This window comes from Aliivibrio sifiae, assembly GCF_002954705.1.
GTDB lineage: Bacteria > Pseudomonadota > Gammaproteobacteria > Enterobacterales > Vibrionaceae > Aliivibrio > Aliivibrio sifiae_A.
On sequence record NZ_MSCO01000002.1, the window covers coordinates 1199040 to 1221597 of the forward strand.

Sequence of the window (22558 nt, forward strand, 5' to 3'; positions counted from 1 at the left end):
AACAAGTCGATGATTCAGTAAAATAAATTTTAGCATTTTTATTAAAAAGTAATCAGTTCGTCACCAATATCTTTACACCTGATATTAATTCCAACATTTTTCAAATAAAAAAGGAGGTCTACTGACCTCCTTTTAAAATAAAACTATTTTTACACTACTTTAATTACACTTTAAAGCGCGATAAAGAAGTTTGAAGCATCGTCGCTAAGTGCGCTAGCTCAACACTAGATTGTGCTGTTTGATCAGCCCCTAATGCCACTTCACTTGCTGATAAACTCATGCTTTGAATATTACGACCAAGCTCTTCTGTTACTGAATCTTGCTGGCTACACGCACTCGCAATTTGAATACTTGTGTCCGTCACCTTCATCATAGTCTCTTCAATCATTTGGATTGATTGGCCCGTTTGAACGCTTTGCTCTACACAAACACGGATCTTAGAACAACTTTGATCTGTTGCTGCTTTCGCGTGTGTCGCGCTTGCTTGCAGTTTCTCAATAATTTCAACAATCTCAGTAGTAGATGATTGAGTACGACCCGCAAGAGAGCGAACTTCATCAGCAACTACAGCAAAACCACGGCCTTGCTCACCAGCACGCGCCGCTTCAATTGCCGCGTTTAATGCAAGTAGGTTGGTTTGATCAGCAATACCGCGAATAACTTCAACCACAACACTGATATTGTTTGACTCACGCTCTAACTCTTCAACTAGCTCACCCGCTTGCTCAATATCGCGAGATACCGTTTGAATTTGGTCAATATTCGATTGAACGTCACGGTTACCTTGTTTTGCTTCTTCAGACGCTTCTAAAGCAGACGTAGAAGCCATTTCAGTATTATTTGCTACTTCTGCTACTGTTGCTTTCATTTCTTCCATTGCAGCGGCTACCGTTGTAATGTCAGATTGCTGTTGTTGCATACCACGAGCAGATTGCTCTGAAATCGCACTCATTTCTTCTACTGCTGCAGACAACTGAGTTACCGCTGAAATCGTATCTTCAATAAGCTCACGTAATTGATTTTGCATTTCAATATTAGTATCAGCCAGTTCACCTAGCTCATCATTACCAATTTCTTCACGTTGAAGACGGAAAGTTAAATCACCCGCCGCAATCGCTTTAGATTGCTCAACCACTAAATTTAGAGGACGGCAAATTTGGCGAGCTAAAAAGAAAGTAATAAAAATCATGAATGCAATTAATGCAGTAAATGACACTTTGGTTGCCATTGTTACGTTATTCACACTACCCATAATTGATTTTCGGTTGTTAGCAACAAAACCTAAGTTAGCCTCAACTAACTTATCCATTGCAGCACCAACTTCTTCAAATTGACGCAATGAATCAACTAATTCAGCTTGAGCTGACGTTTTTTCGCCATTACTGATCTTTTGAGTAAAACCATTTAAAAGACGTAAATATTCTTTCCAACCATTATTAACACGGTCAAATACACGACGCTCATCAGCACTTGTTACCGTTGCCTCATATTTCTCAAGATCTTCTTTTATCTTATTTTTTTGACCAGATATTATAGACAATAAACCAGGCAGATCTTTATCTTGATATGTTAGTGCAGCATATTGATTTCGACGATATGCGTTCATTTCAAAATAAATATCTTCTACAGATAAAACACTCGGTACAGTAGAATCCGTAAAATTAATCACTTCTTCTTCTACTTTGTTTAATTCTTGTAATAGAAAAAAACCAAACGCTATCATGACTAAACCAATGCCGGAAAAAACAACGGCAATTTTCTTTCTTACTGCTAAATTTTTATAACTCATGTATTAACACCTTTGAATAATTATTTAATGACTCGTTCCATGAGTATTTTTTATAGAGATAATTTTTAACTCTTTTATCTTATATCAACAACAGTCCGAGAAAATAAAATAAAAAATCACAAAAGTCACACTATTTTATAACGCACGATTACGTTAAAAAAAACAACATAAAGTAAGTAAACAAAGACAGTATTCTATTTTTAATAGATAGATGTAAAAAATGAGCAATCAACTAACGTATTACGCTAATAAATCACTCATTTTAATTTAATTAAATGTTAAGTTATTTCTTAATTGGCTCAATGGTCAAAATAATACCGTCAACAGACACAACATGGACTAGCGTACCCTTTGGAATATCTTGAAAACTTTTTGCAGACCAAGTGGTATCTCCTAAAACAATTCGGCAAGAACCCGCAATAACATCCTCTTCCAAGCGAGAGGTTTGTCCTATTAATTGCTTATCTTTTTGGTTTAAGGCTCGTTTAGCATCCGATGACCCATCTTTTTTATGCTGATATCTCCACCACAACCACGTTGCAAAAAGAGAAAAAACAGCAAAGCTTACCCATTGTAATTGCCAACTGAGTGGAACAACAGCATACAAGACACCAACAGTAACAGCAGATAGCCCTATCCATAAAAAGTAGCCAACCGTTCCCAATAATTCACCAGCAAGTAGCAATAAACCAAGCGTTAACCAGTGCCAATGATTCATTTGCTCAAAAAATTCCATAATGAACTCCTATTTAGAACCCTCTTTATCCACTTTAAACATCTCAGCAATCCCTGCAACTGAACCCATTAAGCCAGATGCCTCTAAAGGCAGCATAATGATCTTGCTATTCTCTGCCTGACCTATTGATTTTAGTGCTTCAGTATAACCTTGCGCAATAAAGTAATTCACCGCTTGCATATCACCTTGAGCTATCGCATTTGATACCATTTCCGTTGCTTTTGCTTCCGCTTCAGCAGCACGCTCACGAGCTTCAGCTTGAAGAATGGCTGCTTGCTTATCACCCTCTGCTTTTAAGATCTCAGCTTGTTTATGACCTTCTGCTTTTAGGATCTCAGCTTGACGCACCCCTTCCGCCTCTAAGACGTCAGCACGTTTATTACGTTCAGCTTTCATTTGAGCGTTCATCGCAGCGGTTAGATCTGCTGGCGGTTGCACATCTTTAATCTCAATACGCGTAACTTTTACGCCCCACGGATTGGTTGCTGCATCAACAATTGCCAATAATTTCACGTTAATCATGTCACGTTGACTCAACATTTCATCAAGCTCCATAGAACCTAACACTGTACGCATATTCGTTAATGTTAAATTACGAATAGCATGCTGAAGATCACTCACTTCATACGCTGCTTTTGCTGCATCGACCACTTGCACAAAGCACACCGCATCAATCGTTACATTTGCGTTGTCTTTTGAAATAACTTCTTGTGCAGGAATATCCAATACCTGCTCCATCATATTTATTTTCTGACCAATCGTATCAATAAATGGAATGATCAAATTCAAACCGGGCTGTAACGTCTGGGTATAGCGACCAAATCGTTCTACTGTCCAATTATGACCTTGAGGAACGGTTTTTACACCCAGCGCAATTAATATGAGTACAAGAAATACCAGTACCCCAATTGTTATTAACGTATCATATGCCATTATGTTTCTTCCTTGTCTAATTGATAATTATCTAAATATATCTATGTCTTACAAATAAACGTTCATTTTTCAATCATACCTAAATTTATTATAAATGTATGGACACATTCGGCAGTATTAATGAAAAATAAGACTACCTCTTACGAAATAGTCTTATTTTATTGCAGTAAAAAATGTAGAAGTAACTAAATATTAATATTTAACTTGGTAATTAAGTGTATAGGTTCGTCCTCGACCTTTATAATCATAAGCTGCTGCATCATAGTGGCTAGAATATAGGATTTGAGCACGTTGACCCCATGCGGTTGTATAGTCTTTATTAAATAAATTCTGAATACCAAAACCTAAACTACCTACAGGCAACTCATAGCTACCGACTAAGTCAAAGACGGTGTAACCAGATAACTCATTATCATCCGCATCTTTATAGTCAAACATCGTTTGGCTCTGAACTTTAACCGCAAGATCCGATTCGTACCATCCTACCCATGAGCTTGCTTTTGATGTACTTGCCTCACCCGCACTTAAATCATCCCACTTACCGTCAGTTTGAAGCTCTGAAATGACGTAATGGCCTGAAGCACCTAGCTGAATGTTATCCATCACCCAATAAGAAACTAACGCTTCAGCACCATAAACACGTTTTTCATTATCAACGTCTTCAATTAGCAATGTCTGCTTATTGTATTTAACCGATTTATCTGACTGTGAGAAATACGCTGCTGTTTGAAAACTTAATGCATCTTGCTCAGTTCTAAAACCAATTTCATAACTATTGGTTTTAATCCCTGACATTTTCGAACCTGACACATTGATGCTGTCCTGAAGCGCATAATGTCCACTGGCGTCAACTGCGGAATAACTTCCTTGTCCATAATATTTCGCAGGATCAGCAAGATCGAACCCTTGTGAAAAGCTTGCCCATACCTGTGAATCAGAAGTGAGCTTATAGATAGTGCCTAAATTAAATAAACCTACAGAATAATTAGTTTCTCCCCCAGGAACCGCATCAGCAGAAGAGCCATTCCCTGCGGCAATTTTCTTTTGAATTTTATAATCAACAAAATCATCGATCTTATTGTTCATATATTGGTAACGGTAACCCCCTTGAATTGACCAATCATCGGTAATATTCATATCAGCTTGAATAAACCCAGCAACCGAGCCGACCTCTACCCCAGGGTAGCGCCCTACTTCAGCGTAAGTTTTATTCACTAGATTACCTGAGTTATTGGCAATCGTTGGATCAAATAACGCTTGGTTACTGTCGAACTTATCCATGTAAGCATCGACACCATACACCAAGTTCACTTTACCAAACGATTTAGCTAAAGCGGTTTTTAAAGAGATAACATCGGTCGTTTGTTGTGAAGCACCTTGGTAATAAGGCGTATAAGTTTGATCTTCTTTTCGATAAGAGGCTTCAACCACAAGTTGGTGACTAAGAAATTCAGAATCACTGTAAGCCGCACTTAACATGATACGCTCTGTACCGTGTTGGCGATCAGATTCGAAGCCTTTACGTACATCAATAAACTTATAATTTTTAATATAAAGACCGTATGGTGAGTCTTGTTGGCTATCGTAATACTGCGCTAAAAAGTTAATATTTTTAGTATCAGAAATAGAGACATCAACCGTACTTTGTAAGTCTATCGTTTTATTATATTGCAGTGAACCTTGAGATATATCAGGCGTAACGATGTCACCTTCACCATCATAATATCCTTGAGTTTCAGTATAAACAGCAGACACTCGTGCTGCTACATTATCAGTTCCACCAGAGATAGATTGCGCCACTTTGTAATCAAAGTCATCACCACCATTCAATCCAGTCGTGCCACTGACATAACTTTCAAACTGCAATTCATCACTGTCTGATTTCTTCGTGATGATGTTAATCACACCACCAGTCGCACCCGCCCCATAGATAGAGGTGGCACCAGACAGTACCTCAATACGCTCAATATTAAATGGGTCAATCGCATCTAACTGACGACTAATCGGACGCGATGATTGAAGCGACACCCCATCAATCATAACGAGCATTGCACGACCGCGTAAGTTCTGACCGTAGTTGGTTCTTGCACCACTACTCACATCTAATGATGGAATGGTTGCTGATAAAATTTCACCTAGTGTTTTACCACCACGATATTCTTGTTCAATTTGTTCGGAGTCAACAAACCAAACTGTTCCTGGGATCTCACTGATAGCTTTAGGCGTACGGCTTGACACCACCACCATCGTTTCTTCTGTATTTTTATAGGCCTCTGCTTGAGCCGATACTGATACAAAAGTAGTTGCTGTTGCCACTGCGATAGCCACTAATGTGAGCGGATAATTCCCTTTTTTAACGTTCATTTATGTTCTCTTTTATTATATTGATGTCGCACCTAAATGAATACGAATGATAAAAATCCGTATTCAACTATTTATTACTTAAAAAATAATACTAATTAAAAAATAAGTGCCGGAGTGCTAACAAAGCTAAGCATTGACCAATTCGTCAACGACCGACTCAGAAATCCAATCAATCATTCCTTTATCAGAAGTAATGTCGTATATCTCTTTTTCTGATAATCGATTGATAATACTGGCACTTCGCCACGCCATTAAGCTAAGTTGAGGTTCCGCAATACCATGACTATGCATGCCTGCATTTACCGCAAATATCTTATTTTTCTTGCTGCCTTTCCATTTCAATTCAAAGTCAGGCGTAAGCTGGTAACGCCCCTCGTTATCTAAATCCAATAGGGGAAGGATCGAGTTTAAACAAGCAGGATAAGGAGATTTAAATCCCGTAGCCAAAATTACAATATCTGCTTGATGTACTTCTAATTTTTGGCTTAACGCATTCTGTACTTCCAGAGAAAAACCTGATGAAGTCTGTTCTAATTTATCCATCGTTCGATGTGGTAATAAACGCACCCATTTATCTTCTTTCATCACATCAAAACGATGATATAGCTCTCGATAGATATCCAATAACGCTAATTGAGTAATGCCATCTGATGTCAATTTCTGAGCTGTGATCTCTGAGTGCTTTACTTCAGGGTTAAGCTGAACAAACGCATTTACGTAATCAGGAGTGAAGAACTCATTAGTAAATGATGCTTCATCAAGAGGTTGGAAATTAGAGCGACGAGACACCCAATCTAATGAGGCAACCTTACCCCATTTCTCACGTAATACGTTTAAGAAAATATCAGCGCCACTTTGTCCACCACCCACAATCATAACTCTTTTACCGGTGAAATCACGATCACGCAGGCCCATTTCAGCGGCATGAAAAACGGTTGGGCCGATATGCGGAATTGCACATTCTGGAATAAAAGGGACTTTACCTGTTCCTATGCAAAGATTTTGCGCTTCATATATTCCACCACTGGTTTGAATTTCAAAACTATCGCCATTAAATTCGACATTCTTAACTTCAGTTGAAAACTGAACATTGCTGAGCTGTTGAGCAACCCAAGACAGGTAATCAGAAAACTCATGGCGACTGATGCAACTCAGCTCTGCAGATAAAAAACGATAAAACTTTTTATTTTTCACTAAGTAAGACAAAAAGGAATAAGGACTTTCAGGACATACAGCGCTGACTAAATCCTTTAAAAACATGGTTTGCATATTGGTGTTATCAAGCAACAAGCCAGGATGCCAAGCAAAAGAATCTCTACTTTCAAAAAACGTCGCTTTGATTTGCTTTTTAGGCTCTAAAAGAGAAGCAACACTCAAGTTAAACGGGCCAACTCCGATACCTGCCAAATCCAATCTGGTATTCATACTATTATTCTCCATTTAATATTATTGTTATTTATTTAATATTCGTGTTATTTGATGTCGTAAATAAGGGGTTATCTAATTGATCATCCATATCTGGAAGCATACGAGATGCACTAGAATCCGTACTGTGCCTAAACTTAGCGAGATTAAGCCCAATTCGTAATATCCTTGGTTTAAACAGATCTAAACGCTCAAATCTATCTTGATAGCCAGGATGTGCTTCCACATACGCTTTAATTCGTAATCCAAGTAATTGATAAAACTTCGTTTCAGGTAATCCTAGTGTTTCAACCAATGGTGAAATAAAGCGAAGTACCGTAACAAAATGTCCAGTTTGTAAATCATGAATAATCAGCTCTTCAGGTAAAGAGACCGTGACCTCTTTTATCAAAGGAGCTAGCCCTTCTTGCTCTGGAATGTCTCGGGCAATAAAACGCATATCTCCTTGAAAATCTTTTAATAAAATTCGTTTTGGTTGAGCATCTTCCATCACTAACGTCACATTTTGACCGTGAGCAATTAAAGAAACTCCGTATTTACAAAGTAAGTGATAATAAGGAATAACCACTGCATCAAAGAGCTTAGTTAACCACTCTTCTATTGATAACCTTGAAGCGCTAATGTATTCAGAAATTAATGGAGCCCCCTCTTCATCCGACTCCATCAAGGCTGCCATTAAAATTGCCGTTTCATTATTAGAAAGCTTAGATTGAGCCGATTCTCGCCATATCACACCAAGTAACTCATGGTAACGATATGGAGCATCAACCAATAACTTATAATCTGATTGAGCGACAAAACCCGCCGCAGGTTCTTGCAGTATTTCTGCTTGCTTATCAATAAACAACTCGTCTGACTTAAAGATGGAGTCAAGCCAATCAGACGCCATTGGACCCGCTAAAATATAGCGCCCCGGAATACCTCGATAACAAGAGGTATTCATAATGGTTAAAGGTAACTTAATGTCATAGCTATCTGGTCTTGTGGTGTTACTCAATGTTCGAATTGACAACTGAGGCAGAAATTCATCACCGAACTCACCTAAATAGATCAGCGTTTTCTCTGCCATTTCTCGTGCGAATAATATCGATAACTTTTGACGCCACTGCCAAGGATGAACAGGGACATAAATATAATCACTGATATCTACATTAAATGACGAAAGTAATGCATCCATTTCATACAATTCAGTTTCATTAACGGCTGATTCGATTAACTCTTCCCACTCTACTTTATGGTTTGTTGCTTTCTGTAAAATGGAATGATGCACAGCAACCCAACTTAATTGAAAAGCACGCTCAGATTCTGGCGCATATAATGCGAGATCATCACTTCCCCACCCTCTTCGCCCTTTATTAAAAGCAAACTTAGGATGCCCATCAAACAAAAGCTGTTGCTGCTCACACGACAAAAAAGCAAGTTCTTTCGCCGACATATTCGCTTTACGTAATGCAAGTTTACAGTCACCAAGTAACGTCGCATTCAAGTCTTCAAAATGCTCTGCTAATACATCATCATCGATACCAATTAAGCATTGAATATCACGCATAAATTGCGTCGCGGTGATATCAGAACGCTTTCCATTGGCTTTACGTTCTAATGAAATAGGGTCAATGACGATTTGTCCCCAAATATTGAGCTTCCCTGAAAAATGATATCCAACACTTTGAGAGAGGATGAATGAAAACTCGTTATCATTTTCTTCAATTTTAAACGCTTGTTCATACGCCAACTCACTAATTAGCTTCGCCACCATTTTACGATTAACCGAAGGCCAGTGAGCATGTAATGCTATTTGGTCCATCAGTATTGCTCCGTAAAAAAGGCTTTTCGTTCAAGCATCATTAATGCAGACCGCTTATGAGGAAAATTAAACTCGAAACATTTCTTATACCCAATCTCTTGAATACGATTGAATAAACGTTGGTTATCCGCTCTCGGCTCTAAAACAATGCGTTGGGTTCTTACGTCATCCACAAACAAATAATGACTAATTGCCCTCATCCAACAATTGAAATAATCAGGACCTCGAAACGCCTGCTCACCCACTAAAAGATGGATACCTCGATCATAAGGCTGAACATCATAATAAGGGCTTAACCTATCTTCACTAACCCAATACGCTTCAACATAACCAAAAGGTTCGCCATTAAACTCACCAATTAGCGGAATAATATGATCATCACTCAAACGGTCTTTAATAAATTCGGCAAGCTTTTCATAACTCCACGCTTGCTCCCAAAAATTAGCGACTCTAGGATCATTCATCCAAGCGGTAAAACGCTCAATATCTTTATCGAGATCAAACAATCTAAAGCTAATTTCCGCATCAATATTATGATCATAACGTTGATATACCTTACCTGTTGGCATTTCAGGACGAACAGGGTGATGTCGATATTGCAACAGTGATTGCACCTCTACCCAAGGGAATAACGTCGAAGGGGTATGCAAATGCCACGGTTGTGTTTGTTGATAAAAGCATTGACGCAACAAGCTGTTCTTATAAAGTGACGGCAAAGACTGAGTTAACTGACTTGGTATTTCTGACTCAATAATAAGCTCATTAACCGCCTTATTCGTACTGAATATGTGATCAATTTCTTTTAAACATTGAGCAATAAGCGATGAGTCTTCAACATCCTGTTTTGATAATGTAATCGCAATGGTTGGATTAGCATTTAAGCTTAAGAGTAGCGTCTTATAATTAAACATTCATAGCATCCTTTACATGAACTAATGGGTTAGGTAAATCAAAATAGATAACGGCAGGATCAAGAATTGAATTCTCATTCATGTTCTGTAAATAACAATAGAAGTTGCCTTTACAACACAAGGCTTCACTGTCTAATACATAATTTAAACATTGTTGATCTCTAACGCCTTTATCCCTCAATACTTCCAATTGCTTACGCAGCTCTTTCACTAAAGTCTTTTCACTGACATCACAATAAGAAGCGATAGACGCAATAACATTGAATGTTGAATTGATAATGAGGTAATAAGCAAAATAACGACGGACTTTGTCATTATTCCAATAGTTTTCAATATCTTGCTTGGTTTGATTTAATGCTTCAGGAAAACGTTCGAACGCCAAATCAGTGTATCCTGTTCCTTGACAATCACGATAGTACATACCAATAGGAAACCCTCTTTTTAACTGCATAACAATATTCTGCTGATGAGCTAAAAAGACAACGCCATAATTCGCTTGAAGAGTAAATAATGGAACAACGGCATATTGGCAATAGGCGCTAAACCACTGTTGAGCAACTTGAGATAACGACAGTCGACTTGAATCAGCGTAATCTTTGATTCTTTTCGCTAACAAACTCTCGCCGCCATAAGGATTTTGCTGGGTTAATGTCGCTAACACCACCGCCTCTTCTTCCGGTTTTTCACTTAATGGATTATCACGAAACACCACAAGACTCTCATCTATCACATCGCCATTTCGATTCATTAAGCCAAGATAACTAGGCTCTTGCATGACTTGAAAACCTTGTTCATTACCTAATTCAGCGCTGATTTCTGTGTCTGTAAACAACTGATTTAATCTGGTGCCTCTTACCACTTCTTTAAGTGATAGATTACGAATAGAATTCGTTAGTTTTACACTGAGTGAAAACTTCAACATATAAGGCAATGTCGGAGAATAAAGCGAGCGAGTTGATGACGTTGGGTACCAAGTTGCACCTAATGAACCTAGCTTTCTGATTAGTCCCGCCTCTAGATAAGCTTGAATGTCTTCTTGCTCTTGCAACACTGTCCATTGCCATGGGTGAACAGGGAATACACTTTCGTCTTTATTAATACCCCCACTGATCGCTAACGTCAGTAACTGATCTTTAAAGACTAATTCATCCAATCTCTCAGCTGCAGTCTGGTCTCCTGAAGAACCAGAAATAAGAATAGAATGATTAACCGCTAACCAAAGAAGGGAGAACTCACCGCCGAGCTCTGGAGAATATGTTTTGGCATCTTCAGTACTGAATTGTTCTCTGCTTTTTGGTGCAGGATGAAAAGAATGCCCGACCAACAGGCCCTGTTCCGCTTGCTGAAAATTAAGCGCATCTAAAAATAACCTCTCTGCATAAGGGCTTCTGCTAACTCCTGTATAGGTGTTTGTATAACTCTCAGTCACTCGATCTCTGAAGACATCTTTCTGCTCTTCAGAGATAACACCTACCAATGCTGGCTGATCTAAAACTCGACGTAATATTTCTTCAAAGCCAATAGCAACGGTCTCTTCTGCATATAAAACAGCAGGGAAGCAGTATTCATGCAAACCAACCGAAGAGGCATAGCTCAACGGAATATGTATCTCATATTTACTTCCTAATGGAATTAAATAATAAGTATCATATTGATTTTCAACAATTTGGATTGCAGAACATTCTCGTGCTAAAGAATTAAGAAAACAGGCAGCAGGAACGTCATTACCGCCGTTTATTATGTAGTCTAATTGATCATTCGTTTTCATAACACTTCCATTGTTTTTAACTAACAGATGCGAATGCTAATGATTCTCATTAAAATGATCAACTAATTTTTATGAAATTTATAAAATATATAAGTTTCTTGAACCCATGCTTTATATTTATGTAATTTTATAGGTAACAAGACGATAAGTACTTATTTATCAAAAATTAAGATAAGAGTATTACTTCCTCATTAAATATAAAAAATACATTCCACCAAGTAATGATGCTAATAAACCTGCCGGAAATTGCCATGGAAACCACACCGTTCTACCAACCCAATCGGCAACAATCATTAAACATCCTCCTAATAAACAAGCCGTTAATAGCTGGTGAGAGGCTCGATATTGATGAAGAGAGCGAGCCATGTGTGGTGCTAACAAGCCAATAAAACTGAGTGGGCCAATTACAATGGTACACAGGGTGGTTAATGCAGCAACAAGAAGCAATAAACACACTCTTACTTTACGACAATGCAATCCGACACTGGCCGACGTTATTTCGCCTAAACCAATAATATCTAGCCATCGGTGACTGCGCATCGCTACGATAAAAAATAGCGTAACTCCTATACCTAACAGATAAACATCACTCATACTAACTAAGTAGGTAGAGCCGGAAAGCCATGTTAATAGCGCCATTACATTATCTTGACCTGATGACATAGCAATACGTAAAAAAGCATCTAGACCCGCACTCAAGGCGATTCCCGTTAATAACATTTGAGCAGGTGCAAAATTTTGTTTTCTTCCCATCAGCCAAATAATACCAGTGACAGATAATGCCCCCACAGTACCCAATAACATTTGTTCATGTCTTTCCGTTGCAACGCCAAACATAGCTCCGAGCACCAGTGCCAATGCTGCCCCTGAACTGATGCCTAAAATCTCAGGGCTTGCCATTGGGTTGGTAGATACTCGTTGAATGACAGTCCCAGCAATAGCGAGTCCCACGCCAGCTAAAAATGACACAAACACTCGCGGGAGACGTAATTCAACTATCGATGAATTTAGCGAAAGCACCCATCCAGTTTGCCCTTTACCAACAAACACAGCGATAATAAACAAGACAGCAACCAGAGCAGATAAAGACAATACTATCTTCTGTAATGGCCTATATTTGTAACCCACTTGAGCAGTTTCTCTGATTTTCATATCCGATTGAAAAACTTTCCGATTTAACAACCAAAGAAGAAATGGAGCCCCTAATAACGCCGTCATTGCACCGGTTGGTAATAATTCACCTCCAACGCCTGAAAATGGTTGAATAACCAAATCGGCAAGTAATAACATCACGCTACCAGTCACACCACTGACAATAATCTGTGATATCAGTTTTCTTGCTCCACACATACGAGCAATAGCAGGAGCGACAATTCCAACAAAACCAATTAAACCAACTTCGCTCACAACCGCGGCTGTAATAAATATCCCCAACGTCAGTGAAATCACCTTAATTTGTTTAGTATTAATGCCGATTGATGCCGACACTTGATCACCTAATTGCAGTGCGGATAAAGACCTTGAAAGTAATAAAAGAGCCAAAATTGGCAATATAATTAATGGAAGCAGTGTTTTCACACTCGACCAACCATTTTGATTTAACATCCCTGCCCCCCAAACAAACACACTCGCTAATTGTTGTTCATTTAATAGCAATAACATGGTGTTGAGTGAACCAAAAAATAAGGTGATCACCATACCAGATAGCACCATGTGAACCGGTGAAAAGCCACGCTTAGCTGACAGTAAAAACACCAGACCCGTAGCAAAACCGCCCCCTAAAAATGCAGGAATAAACCCGCTAATCATGCTATTTACTGGTAAAAATAAGATCCCAAGAACCATACCTAACTCAGCCCCCGCAGCCACCCCAAGAGTGGTAGGTGAAGCAATAGGATTACGTAATACAAACTGCATCACACAACCAGCAACAGCAAGAGCAAACCCACACAGCAAAGCAATAGCAAGACGCGGAAGATAGGTAAGGTGAGTAATTAAATGTTGGTAATTTGATGAATCATAATGAAACACGGTTTGCCATAATAAACCGACACCTTGAGAATAAGGTGCAGTCCATTGTAATAAGCCTAAAATAGACATGATTAATAATGTTACAAAGCCAATACGGATTTTCATGGCTTGCCGCGGTAAATCTGGGGAATGATTTGGTATCAACATAACGACTTTTTTACGCTTATTGAGTAAGTTGTTGGGTAATATTGTCACTAAAGCGTTGCGCTGAAATTAATCCACCAAATGTCCAGATAGCAGGAAGTTCATATACCGAATCCGTTCTAGAAAAAGCCATTGCTTGCCATAATGCTGATTGGGTTAATTGCTTCTTTTCTGCCTCTTTTAATGGACCGAAGATCAATACGTTTGATTGCTGATGCCGTGCTAACGCTTCAAGTCCTGCGGTGGTAAACCCCCACATATTCGTCGCTTCATGCCATGCGTTAACTAACCCCATTTCATTTATCGTCGCTTGAGCTAATGAACCATCACTGTGGATTCGTACGGTTCTATCATTAATAAAGCGAATAAAAAGAAGCGGTTTATTATTTGTTTGAAGACGATGGATTTTATCGCCATTCTCACTTAGTCTCTGCTCTGTCTTTGCTATCACGTCTTGAGCTTGTTGCTCTTTATCCAATAAATAACCAAGCTGAAGCGTTATCTCTTTTGCTGAAACTAAAGGCATTTTTTTATTATTGTAAACCGTATAAACCAATGTTGGAGCAATCGCATTCAGTTTATCGTACATCGGTAACATATATTGACTGATCAAAATAACATCCGGTTTCAACTCTGTAATTAACTCTAAATTAGGCTCACTTCTTGAACCAACATCGAGTACAGAATCATCCAATTCTGGCTTTGTAACCCATGATTGATAGCCTTGCACATCAGTAATACCAATAGGATTAACTCCTAAGCTTAATGTCGTTTCTGTTAATGTCCAATCAAGTGTAATCACTTTTTCTGGTGTTTTTGCTAACTGAACCAACCCTAATTCATGCTTAATCTCCATTGCCTTTACCGATGAAATACAGCACATCATTATCACACCAAAAATCTTATTCATCTTTCTTCCTTGCCTTTCTTATTTAAACAATTACTGAGGGTTACGGGATATAGCTGATCGGTTGACCGGTTTCAGGATGAGGAAATAACGCTAATTCCATTCCATAGATTTGTTGTAATGTGTCTTTATTCATTAAACACTCAGGAGCGCCTTGAGCAATAACATCACCTGAATGTAATGCGATGAGATAATCACTAAATTTGGCTGCCATATTGACATCATGCAATACCATAATGACCGTCAGCCCTAACGTTTTATTTAAGTCTCGGATTAACGTTAATAACTCATATTGATGAGCAACATCCAGTGCAGAAGTAGGTTCATCAAGTAGAATGCACTGACTTTGCTGGGCTAATAACATGGCAACCCAAGCTCTTTGACGCTCTCCACCTGATAAGGTCGCGACAAAACGATCACGGAATAAGGTTAATCCTACTTTTTCTATTGCATCATCAACTAATTGATAATCTTGCTTACTGTATCGCCCAAGTGCCCCTTTCCATGGATAACGACCAAAACAGACAAGTTCACGAACAGTAACACCATCAGTTATGGGTGGATGCTGGGGAAGATAGGCAACATTAAGAGCAAACTCTTGATGAGATAAGAGATTAACGGCTTTGTCATTAAAAAGAACCTTCCCTGCCGTGGGTGTATTTTGACGACTAAGTAATTTAACTAATGTAGATTTCCCACACCCATTATGCCCAAGTAACGTTGTCACTTTTCCTTTAGGGAAAAATAAATTAGTCGCATGGAGGATCTTCTTTCCGTCAATTTCAAACGACGCATCAACAAGTTGGTACATAAGGTAAGCTAATTATCCAGTCAGTGAGTAATGCGCAGAACTTTAACACAAAGAAATAGTAATGATAATTGTTTTTATTCTCATAAAATAAAAGTAGGATACGTGAGATTCATAAATTCAAACAGGAAGTTCGAATGACTCTCTTCACAAGAATACACAATTCAAAAATTCAATTAATGATCATAGGGTTAATTGCTGCATTAATGGGTATTGGACAAAATGGCTTATTAGTCTCTTTACCCTTTTTAGTCAGTCACTCCGCCTTCCCTCTTCCTACTTGGTCCATCGTTATTGCGATCGGTAGCTTTTTATTCTTACCCGCTGCGCCATTTTGGGGAAGGTACAGTGATAAAAAAGGGCCTAAAAATGTAGTATTACAGGCGCTTTGTGGCATGAGCGCCAGCTTTTTACTCTTGCTCTCTTTTGCATTTCTAAGTGGTCAGCACCCAGAAGAAGCACACTATTGGTTAATTGGTTTAGTACTCGCAAGAATAATTTATGGTTGTACCGTCGCAGGAATGGTTCCCGCAAGCCAGCACTGGGCGATTCTTATTTGCGGTGAAAATAACAGATTGAAAGCCATCACCTCTGTCAGTATTGGGCTTAGTCTAGGTCGCCTTCTTGGTCCTGTATTATCGATTGTTTTATTAAAGCTAGGTCCCTTCTCTCCATTAGCTATGATGGTAATTTTTCCTTTTCTAGCTCTGCTAATCGCAGCTTTCTTGCCAACCCCTGCAATGATAGAAAAACCAATACCCAATATCACCACTACGCATTCTTTTATCCCAAATCTAAATTTGATGCCTTATTTACTGACTGGTTTATCACTTTGTTTAACTATTGCATTATTGCAGTACAGCTTCTCACCATTAATTGAAAGTATGACGCATTGGAGTACAGATAAAATAAGTGATGCAATAGGGTTATTACTCACTATCAGCGCAGCCGTCACACTCACGACTCAGGTTGCTGTCGTTAAAAAGAAAAAACTTCAATTGTCAGCCATGCACCAACTCGGTTCACTCTTATTATTGACTGGTTTTCTTTGCTTTCTAATTGATAATATTTGGGCTATAGGTATAGCAATGGCGATCAGTGCGTGTGGAGCTGCTTTACTCGTACCAGCTTATACATCAAAAGCCACGGCAATGAATCCTAACAATCCAGGAATTGTTGCAGGTTATATTTCTATGTCACACACATTAGGTTACGGCATTGCGTCATTATTGGCTTATACCTCCACACTCTCGCCTATTTATCCTATCTATGTTTGTGTTCTATTTTCCAGTGTCATTTTAGTGATTGCTTTTATGAAACCACAAATAACAGAGGTAATCGAAATGGAAAAATAACCTTATAACCCTTTATTATCTGGGTGACGCGGACAATCATCGCACAACTTTCTGCCATTGCATTTATACACCAGACAACAACTGGTACGAACGAGTTTCAACTGGTTACTAACAAGGTCCACTTTTAAACTTGATAAATGCTTATTAGGTAGATTAAAAGCGTTTAACCATAACTCAGCCTGCGCCATTAAATACTCATTGGATAATTCCGGTTGAAACGTCTGTAGTTTAAGAATGCAATTTAATAAGCCATCAGCAAGTAGGTGATTTGTAAACCCCGGACGAATACGAGTCCAAAGAGAGATCGCCTCTCGGTACGAATCAAATAGTGACATTAATTGTAAAGCAACATCAGGAACAATCTCTTCAGGTGAGCCAAACGTCAATTCTGAATCGTGGAATGTGAACCCTGCGATGAAGTTAGATTGAACCAATTGGCTCATGTTTTGAATATCAGGAATGGCGTGAAGTTGATAAACAGAAATAAAACTAATATAGATTGGCTGCCAACAAAGTAAATCCCATGTTCGAGTTAGCCAATATGCATTACCGGCTTCTTCTGAATCTTGAGATAAACGCTCATAAAGCGCTTCAATAACGTTACTATTATCACGAGAAATATGGATATTATATTCATCATCCATAGAAACTTGTGATGAAAGTTGTCCAGATAAATAGGGAGTTACTTGTTTAGACAACGAAAAAAGTAACTCAAAGGTATCATTATTTGACATAAAAATGGCACGTTATCCTACAGCAAAAAGGGCCGTTAGAGTAACGAACCAAACTTACAAATGCAAATAGTTATCAGTACAGTTTGTTTTTGAATCGCATCGCACACAGTTGCGACCAGATTCTTTCGCCTCATATAAGCGATTATCAGCAATACCAAGCAACTCTTGAATCGTCATTTTAGGGTCCGTAATAGTACTCACCCCCATACTGCAAGTCATTGTTAGCTCAGTATCATCAATCAGAACAGAGATCTCTCGAACGACTTCTTGAAGCTTTTTAGCCACGACAAGCGCTTGAGTGCCATTTTGCTCAGGAACTAAAATCACAAACTCATCACCACCAAAACGGCCCAAGATATCTGAATCACGTAAATTATTTAAACACGCCTCAGCAAAAGCGGTGATCATAATATCCCCTACTTCATGACCGTATTGATCGTTATATTCTTTAAAATTATCAATATCGCACATGATAATAGAGAAAGGCTTTCTTTGACGGCGATAAGTAGCAAGAACCTGCGACGCTTTTAAATCAAAAGAGCGACGGTTGTTGACTCCAGTAAGGTAATCATAATACGCCAACTCTGAATATTTCTCTTTTTGTTCTTTTGTTCGTTTCACGTAATGTAAATTAAACAATAAAAGACCAATAATGACAAAGAAACAACCCACGATGGTAAGTAAAGAAACCGACACCATGGTTCGTAAATAATCTTGCTGCTTTGTTACGACAATAATGAAAGGAAGATCTTTAATTTTACGAGCGTAAATTGTATCTATATTGCCATCATTATAAATATCTGAATTAAAAACGACTTCACCATGTTGGTAAAGCGCTTCCAAAACTTCAGGTTTAATCTTTGCGACATTAATCCTTTTACCAATACGTTCATTTCCTTTTGGCACTGAGGACAACAATTTAAGATTAGAACTTAGAATCGCAATACCAATAGAAGAAGGTAAATCCAATTGGCTAATAGTCGAATTAAAAAAAGTTAAATTGGTCGATATACCGACCATTCCCAAAAAATCGTTGCTTTCATTTGTTATCTTATGGCCTTGAACGACAACATTTCGCTCCGCCAAATCAGTGAAAGGTAAAGTTACTACTGTTGTTTTTTCTGGATGCCCTTTAAGTACTCTACAATATTCTCGTTGAGATAAATCAATATTAATAAAAGCCTTGCTGTGAGTTAACAGACAGTCTTGATTGATAATAAAAGCACTGGTTGCGTTAGGGAGTGCTTCTTCTTTTTCTCTAAGATAATAAAGTTCACGTTGGTAATCTTTAGGATTATTATCTGCCGAATGCAGGCCACTAAAAGAAAGATCAGCAACCATATCCTCTAAGACAAGAGATGAGTCGTAAAAAGATTTCGTTAACCAAAGATCGACAAAGCTCGCATTAAAGTGAAGACGATCAATCACTCTAACTCGATCACTTTTATAAGCGTTGTAAATATATGATGCAGAAAGAAAAAAGATAAGGAATCCAATGATCATTGAGCTATACACAAATGCGCTTCTTTTCCTCATACTCTTCCTATATTTTGGGGAAAACTTTATTTCGTGCCGGAATATAACATAGGTAATAAATTTGTAAAATCAATGCTAATGATCATATATTCATTTATTTACCTAAATTTTCATTGTTTTAACGCCTGTCGTTTAAATAATAACCATTCTTATTTAGTGCCATTCTACTCAAGCAACAAGCATTAATCCCCCTAATGAAACACTTCTGATTAGAAATTTACTCTGCTCCCTTTATTTGCTGCTTTTATAAACAGAAAAAACGTGATCTAACTTGCTTTTTAGCCCTCTTCTTATTACTCTGCCATCCATTAGGTAATTCTTACCTTGCTTCTACTTGTTTATAGGAAATCACCTTGAGCCAAACATCTTTCTCATCATTAGATCTGAACCCATCTCTTCTTCAAAACCTAGAAACTTTAGGCTACAACGAGATGACACCAATTCAAGCTCAAAGCTTACCATTCATGCTGAAAGGGAAAGATGTCATTGCCCAAGGGAAAACGGGTTCAGGTAAAACAGCAGCGTTTGGTTTAGGTCTACTCGCTAACCTAGATGTAAAACGTTTTCGCGTTCAATCTCTGGTTCTTTGTCCTACGCGTGAATTGGCTGACCAAGTTGCGGTAGAGATCCGTAAGCTTGCTCGCTCTATCCATAATATTAAAGTACTGACTTTGTGCGGGGGCGTTCCATTTGGTCCACAAATCGGCTCACTTGAGCACGGCGCTCATATCATCGTTGGTACCCCTGGTCGTGTAGAAGAACACCTACGTAAAGGTTACTTAAACCTAGACAACCTAAATACGTTTGTACTAGATGAAGCTGACCGTATGTTAGAAATGGGCTTCCAAGACGCAATTGATATGGTATTGGATCACGCACCAGCTAAGCGTCAAAACTTACTGTTCAGTGCGACGTTCCCACCACAAATAAAATCTATTGCTGATCGCATCATGAATGATCCGATCATGGCAAAAGCAGAAGATAAAGTAGAAAATACTTCTATTGAGCAGCATTTCTATAAAGTAGACGATTTTGAAGACCGTTTAAAAGCACTTCAAATCTTATTACTTAAGCACCGTCCAGAATCTACCGTTATCTTCTGTAATACAAAACGTGTTACTCAAGAAGTGGCTGACGAGCTTCGTCACTTTGATTTCAGCGTAACTGCACTTCACGGTGATTTAGAACAACGTGACCGTGATAAAGCGTTAGTTCGTTTTGCTAACAAGAGTACCTCTATCCTAGTTGCTACTGATGTTGCAGCTCGTGGTCTTGATATCGAATCTCTAGATGCAGTAATCAACTTCGAATTATCTCGTGATCCTGAAGTTCATGTTCACCGTATCGGTCGTACTGGCCGTGCTGGTAAAAAAGGCATCGCATTAAGCTTATTCAATAACAAAGAAACTAACAGTTTTGCTCAAATTGAAGACTACATGAGCATCACTATTAATGATGAGCCGCTACCAAGCGAAGATTACCTAAATGAGCGTCCTCACTACCCAGAAATGGTAACGCTTTGGATTGATGGAGGTAAGAAAAACAAATTACGTCCTGGTGATATTCTTGGTGCATTAACCGGTAAAGACGGCGTTGATGGCAAGAAAGTAGGCAAGATCAACGTGTTTGATTTCCACGCTTATGTTGCTGTTCATAGCTCAATTGCTAAAGCAGCACTGGATAAGATTGCAACAGGTAAAATGAAAGGCCGTACATTCCGTGTAAGCCGTATGCGCGGTTAATACCATACATAATATATGTAACCTCAGCGAATACGTAAATCGCTTTGCTGAGGTTATAACAAAAAGGCCGAGTAGATAGCTTCTACTCGGCCTTTTTAATTACGCGATGTTCTAGCGCTAACTATCTGAATACTATTTATACCGCTAATGGCATTTCGCTTGATGGCGGAATTGAATGTACTTTACGTAATCCATACACCGCAAGCAATGACATTAAAAACATAATCAGTCCTACTGGCATTTGGCTGTTAGCTGGGATCATTGATGCAACCATTGTAGCTAAGCCTGCACCTAAGTTCTGCATTCCACCCAATAGCGCACCGGCCGTTCCCGCATGCTGTGGAAAAGGAGATAACGCACCAGTCGTAGCCGCAGGAAATAGAATACCCGCACCTAAAAAGTACAATACTGCACCACCAATCAATGTTGACGCTGTTGTTAGTCCCATAATGCCAGGAACAAGAACAATCGCAGCACCAAGAACAATAGATACCAACCCTACATCTAATGATTTCTTCTCAGACCAACGCTTTGCAATGACGCTTGATAATGCCGCACCCGCTAAGTAACCAGGAATAGGCAAAATAAACAAAATGCTTACGGTTGTTGCTGGCAGTTTAAGCTTCCCACCTAATAGCACACCCGCTGCCGCTTCAAATACAGCCACACCAGCAAACGTTGCAACTAAGCAAATTAAATAGCCTTGGAAACGATGCTCAGACAACACATGACGGTAACTCTTCCATACTGGCTCTTTACGGCGAACTTCTAGTGGCAACGTTTCTTTCATTGACGTTGTCATTATAATCAATACCGCAATACTGAACAAAGCCAAGAACAAGTAGCTTGAACGCCAGCCAAACGCCTCTGTTAAATAACCACCCAATACAGGAGCCAATAATGGAGAAAACATCATACACATACTGATGATGCTGTTTGTTCTATGTAACTCTTCACCAGAGAAGCAATCACGAGGGATCGTGCGACACATAACCCCTGCTGCACCAATACCTAAACCTTGAACAAAGCAACCTGCCAAGAATAATGTGTAGTCATGAGCAAATAAAGCAAGTAACGTCCCTACAATATAGAGAGTTAGGCCTGATAAAATGACAACACGGCGACCAATACGATCAGAAATTGGGCCATAGAAAAACTGTGATAAACCATAAGGAATTAAATACACAGCCATAACTGCTTGTAATGATGCAGGACTTACTTTGAATTCACTTGCCATGTAACCAATAGACGGCACATACATAGTTTGGCTCATTTGACCAACAGCAACTAAAATAACGATCAGGAAACTGAACGTCGCAAGTGAATACGACTTTTGCATGACTGCTCTCCGAAAAACAGCAAAATATTAATAATATAAGTTAAATTAAGTGAATTAATTACAAAATTTAAAAAAGAAAAGAGAGCGAAGTGGCTCTCTATAATGAGGCGGATAATAAGGTGATTAGCTGAAACAGGCAACCAAATTCAGCCTTCTTTCAGGAGAGATTTTTTATGCTATTTGGATTAGTTTTTCTAATGAAAATTGCATAATAATAAAGACAATTACATAT

At 38.7% G+C, this 22558-nt stretch carries 16 protein-coding genes; 2 read left to right on the top strand and 14 right to left on the bottom strand.

Annotated elements, in window-relative coordinates; translation table 11 throughout:
- Window positions 1–163: 163 nt before the first annotated feature.
- The 11 genes from BTO22_RS16290 to BTO22_RS16340 all read right to left on the bottom strand — a co-directional run bounded on the left by BTO22_RS16290 (window position 164) and on the right by BTO22_RS16340 (window position 15623).
- The gene (locus tag BTO22_RS16290) at window positions 164–1789 is read right to left on the bottom strand and encodes a methyl-accepting chemotaxis protein (RefSeq protein WP_105056375.1); all 1626 of its coding nucleotides are present in this window, start codon (window positions 1787–1789) and stop codon (window positions 164–166) included.
- A gap of 283 nt (window positions 1790–2072) precedes the next feature.
- Entirely contained in the window at window positions 2073–2525 is a 453-nt protein-coding gene (locus BTO22_RS16295) for an NfeD family protein (RefSeq protein ID WP_105056376.1), read from the bottom strand.
- 9 nt (window positions 2526–2534) lie between these two features.
- Window positions 2535–3458 (bottom strand): SPFH domain-containing protein, encoded by a 924-nt coding sequence (locus tag BTO22_RS16300; protein WP_105056377.1) that lies wholly within the window; start codon window positions 3456–3458, stop codon window positions 2535–2537.
- A gap of 192 nt (window positions 3459–3650) precedes the next feature.
- Window positions 3651–5822, bottom strand: coding sequence for a TonB-dependent receptor (locus BTO22_RS16305; protein WP_105056378.1), 2172 nt, complete (start codon window positions 5820–5822; stop codon window positions 3651–3653).
- Between the two features lie 126 nt (window positions 5823–5948).
- A complete protein-coding gene (locus tag BTO22_RS16310) occupies window positions 5949–7262 on the bottom strand; it encodes a lysine N(6)-hydroxylase/L-ornithine N(5)-oxygenase family protein (protein ID WP_181044674.1) in 1314 nt (437 codons plus the stop codon).
- Window positions 7263–7278: 16 nt separating this feature from the next.
- On the bottom strand, window positions 7279–9051 hold the full coding sequence (locus BTO22_RS16315; RefSeq protein WP_105056380.1) for an IucA/IucC family protein: 1773 nt from the start codon (window positions 9049–9051) through the stop codon (window positions 7279–7281).
- A complete protein-coding gene (locus BTO22_RS16320; protein WP_105056381.1) occupies window positions 9051–9962 on the bottom strand; it encodes a GNAT family N-acetyltransferase in 912 nt (303 codons plus the stop codon). The genes BTO22_RS16315 and BTO22_RS16320 overlap by 1 nt, the downstream gene beginning before the upstream one ends.
- Window positions 9955–11730, bottom strand: a complete 1776-nt coding sequence (locus tag BTO22_RS16325; RefSeq protein WP_105056382.1) for an IucA/IucC family protein — start codon at window positions 11728–11730, stop codon at window positions 9955–9957. The genes BTO22_RS16320 and BTO22_RS16325 overlap by 8 nt, the downstream gene beginning before the upstream one ends.
- Before the next feature lie 180 nt (window positions 11731–11910).
- A complete protein-coding gene (gene fhuB / locus BTO22_RS16330; protein WP_258132645.1) occupies window positions 11911–13866 on the bottom strand; it encodes a Fe(3+)-hydroxamate ABC transporter permease FhuB in 1956 nt (651 codons plus the stop codon).
- 58 nt (window positions 13867–13924) lie between these two features.
- On the bottom strand, window positions 13925–14815 hold the full coding sequence (locus tag BTO22_RS16335) for an iron-siderophore ABC transporter substrate-binding protein (protein WP_105056384.1): 891 nt from the start codon (window positions 14813–14815) through the stop codon (window positions 13925–13927).
- A 40-nt stretch (window positions 14816–14855) separates the two neighbouring features.
- Entirely contained in the window at window positions 14856–15623 is a 768-nt protein-coding gene (locus tag BTO22_RS16340; protein WP_105056385.1) for an ABC transporter ATP-binding protein, read from the bottom strand.
- Between the two features lie 134 nt (window positions 15624–15757).
- Between BTO22_RS16340 and BTO22_RS16345 the strand changes: the two genes are divergently transcribed.
- On the top strand, window positions 15758–16975 hold the full coding sequence (locus tag BTO22_RS16345; RefSeq protein WP_105056386.1) for an MFS transporter: 1218 nt from the start codon (window positions 15758–15760) through the stop codon (window positions 16973–16975).
- Between the two features lie 2 nt (window positions 16976–16977).
- Here the strand turns inward: BTO22_RS16345 and BTO22_RS16350 are convergent, their stop codons facing one another.
- The gene (locus BTO22_RS16350; RefSeq protein ID WP_105056387.1) at window positions 16978–17709 is read right to left on the bottom strand and encodes a siderophore ferric iron reductase; all 732 of its coding nucleotides are present in this window, start codon (window positions 17707–17709) and stop codon (window positions 16978–16980) included.
- Between the two features lie 54 nt (window positions 17710–17763).
- The gene (locus tag BTO22_RS16355; protein WP_105056388.1) at window positions 17764–19245 is read right to left on the bottom strand and encodes a sensor domain-containing diguanylate cyclase; all 1482 of its coding nucleotides are present in this window, start codon (window positions 19243–19245) and stop codon (window positions 17764–17766) included.
- Between the two features lie 353 nt (window positions 19246–19598).
- On the opposite strand from BTO22_RS16355, the gene dbpA reads away from it, so the two are divergent.
- Window positions 19599–20987: an ATP-dependent RNA helicase DbpA gene (gene dbpA, locus BTO22_RS16360; protein ID WP_105056389.1), complete on the top strand. Its 1389-nt coding sequence runs from the start codon at window positions 19599–19601 to the stop codon at window positions 20985–20987.
- Window positions 20988–21123: 136 nt separating this feature from the next.
- Here dbpA and emrD read toward each other — a convergent pair whose 3' ends face one another.
- Window positions 21124–22326, bottom strand: a complete 1203-nt coding sequence (gene emrD, locus BTO22_RS16365; RefSeq protein WP_105056390.1) for a multidrug efflux MFS transporter EmrD — start codon at window positions 22324–22326, stop codon at window positions 21124–21126.
- Between the last annotated feature and the right edge of the window lie 232 nt (window positions 22327–22558).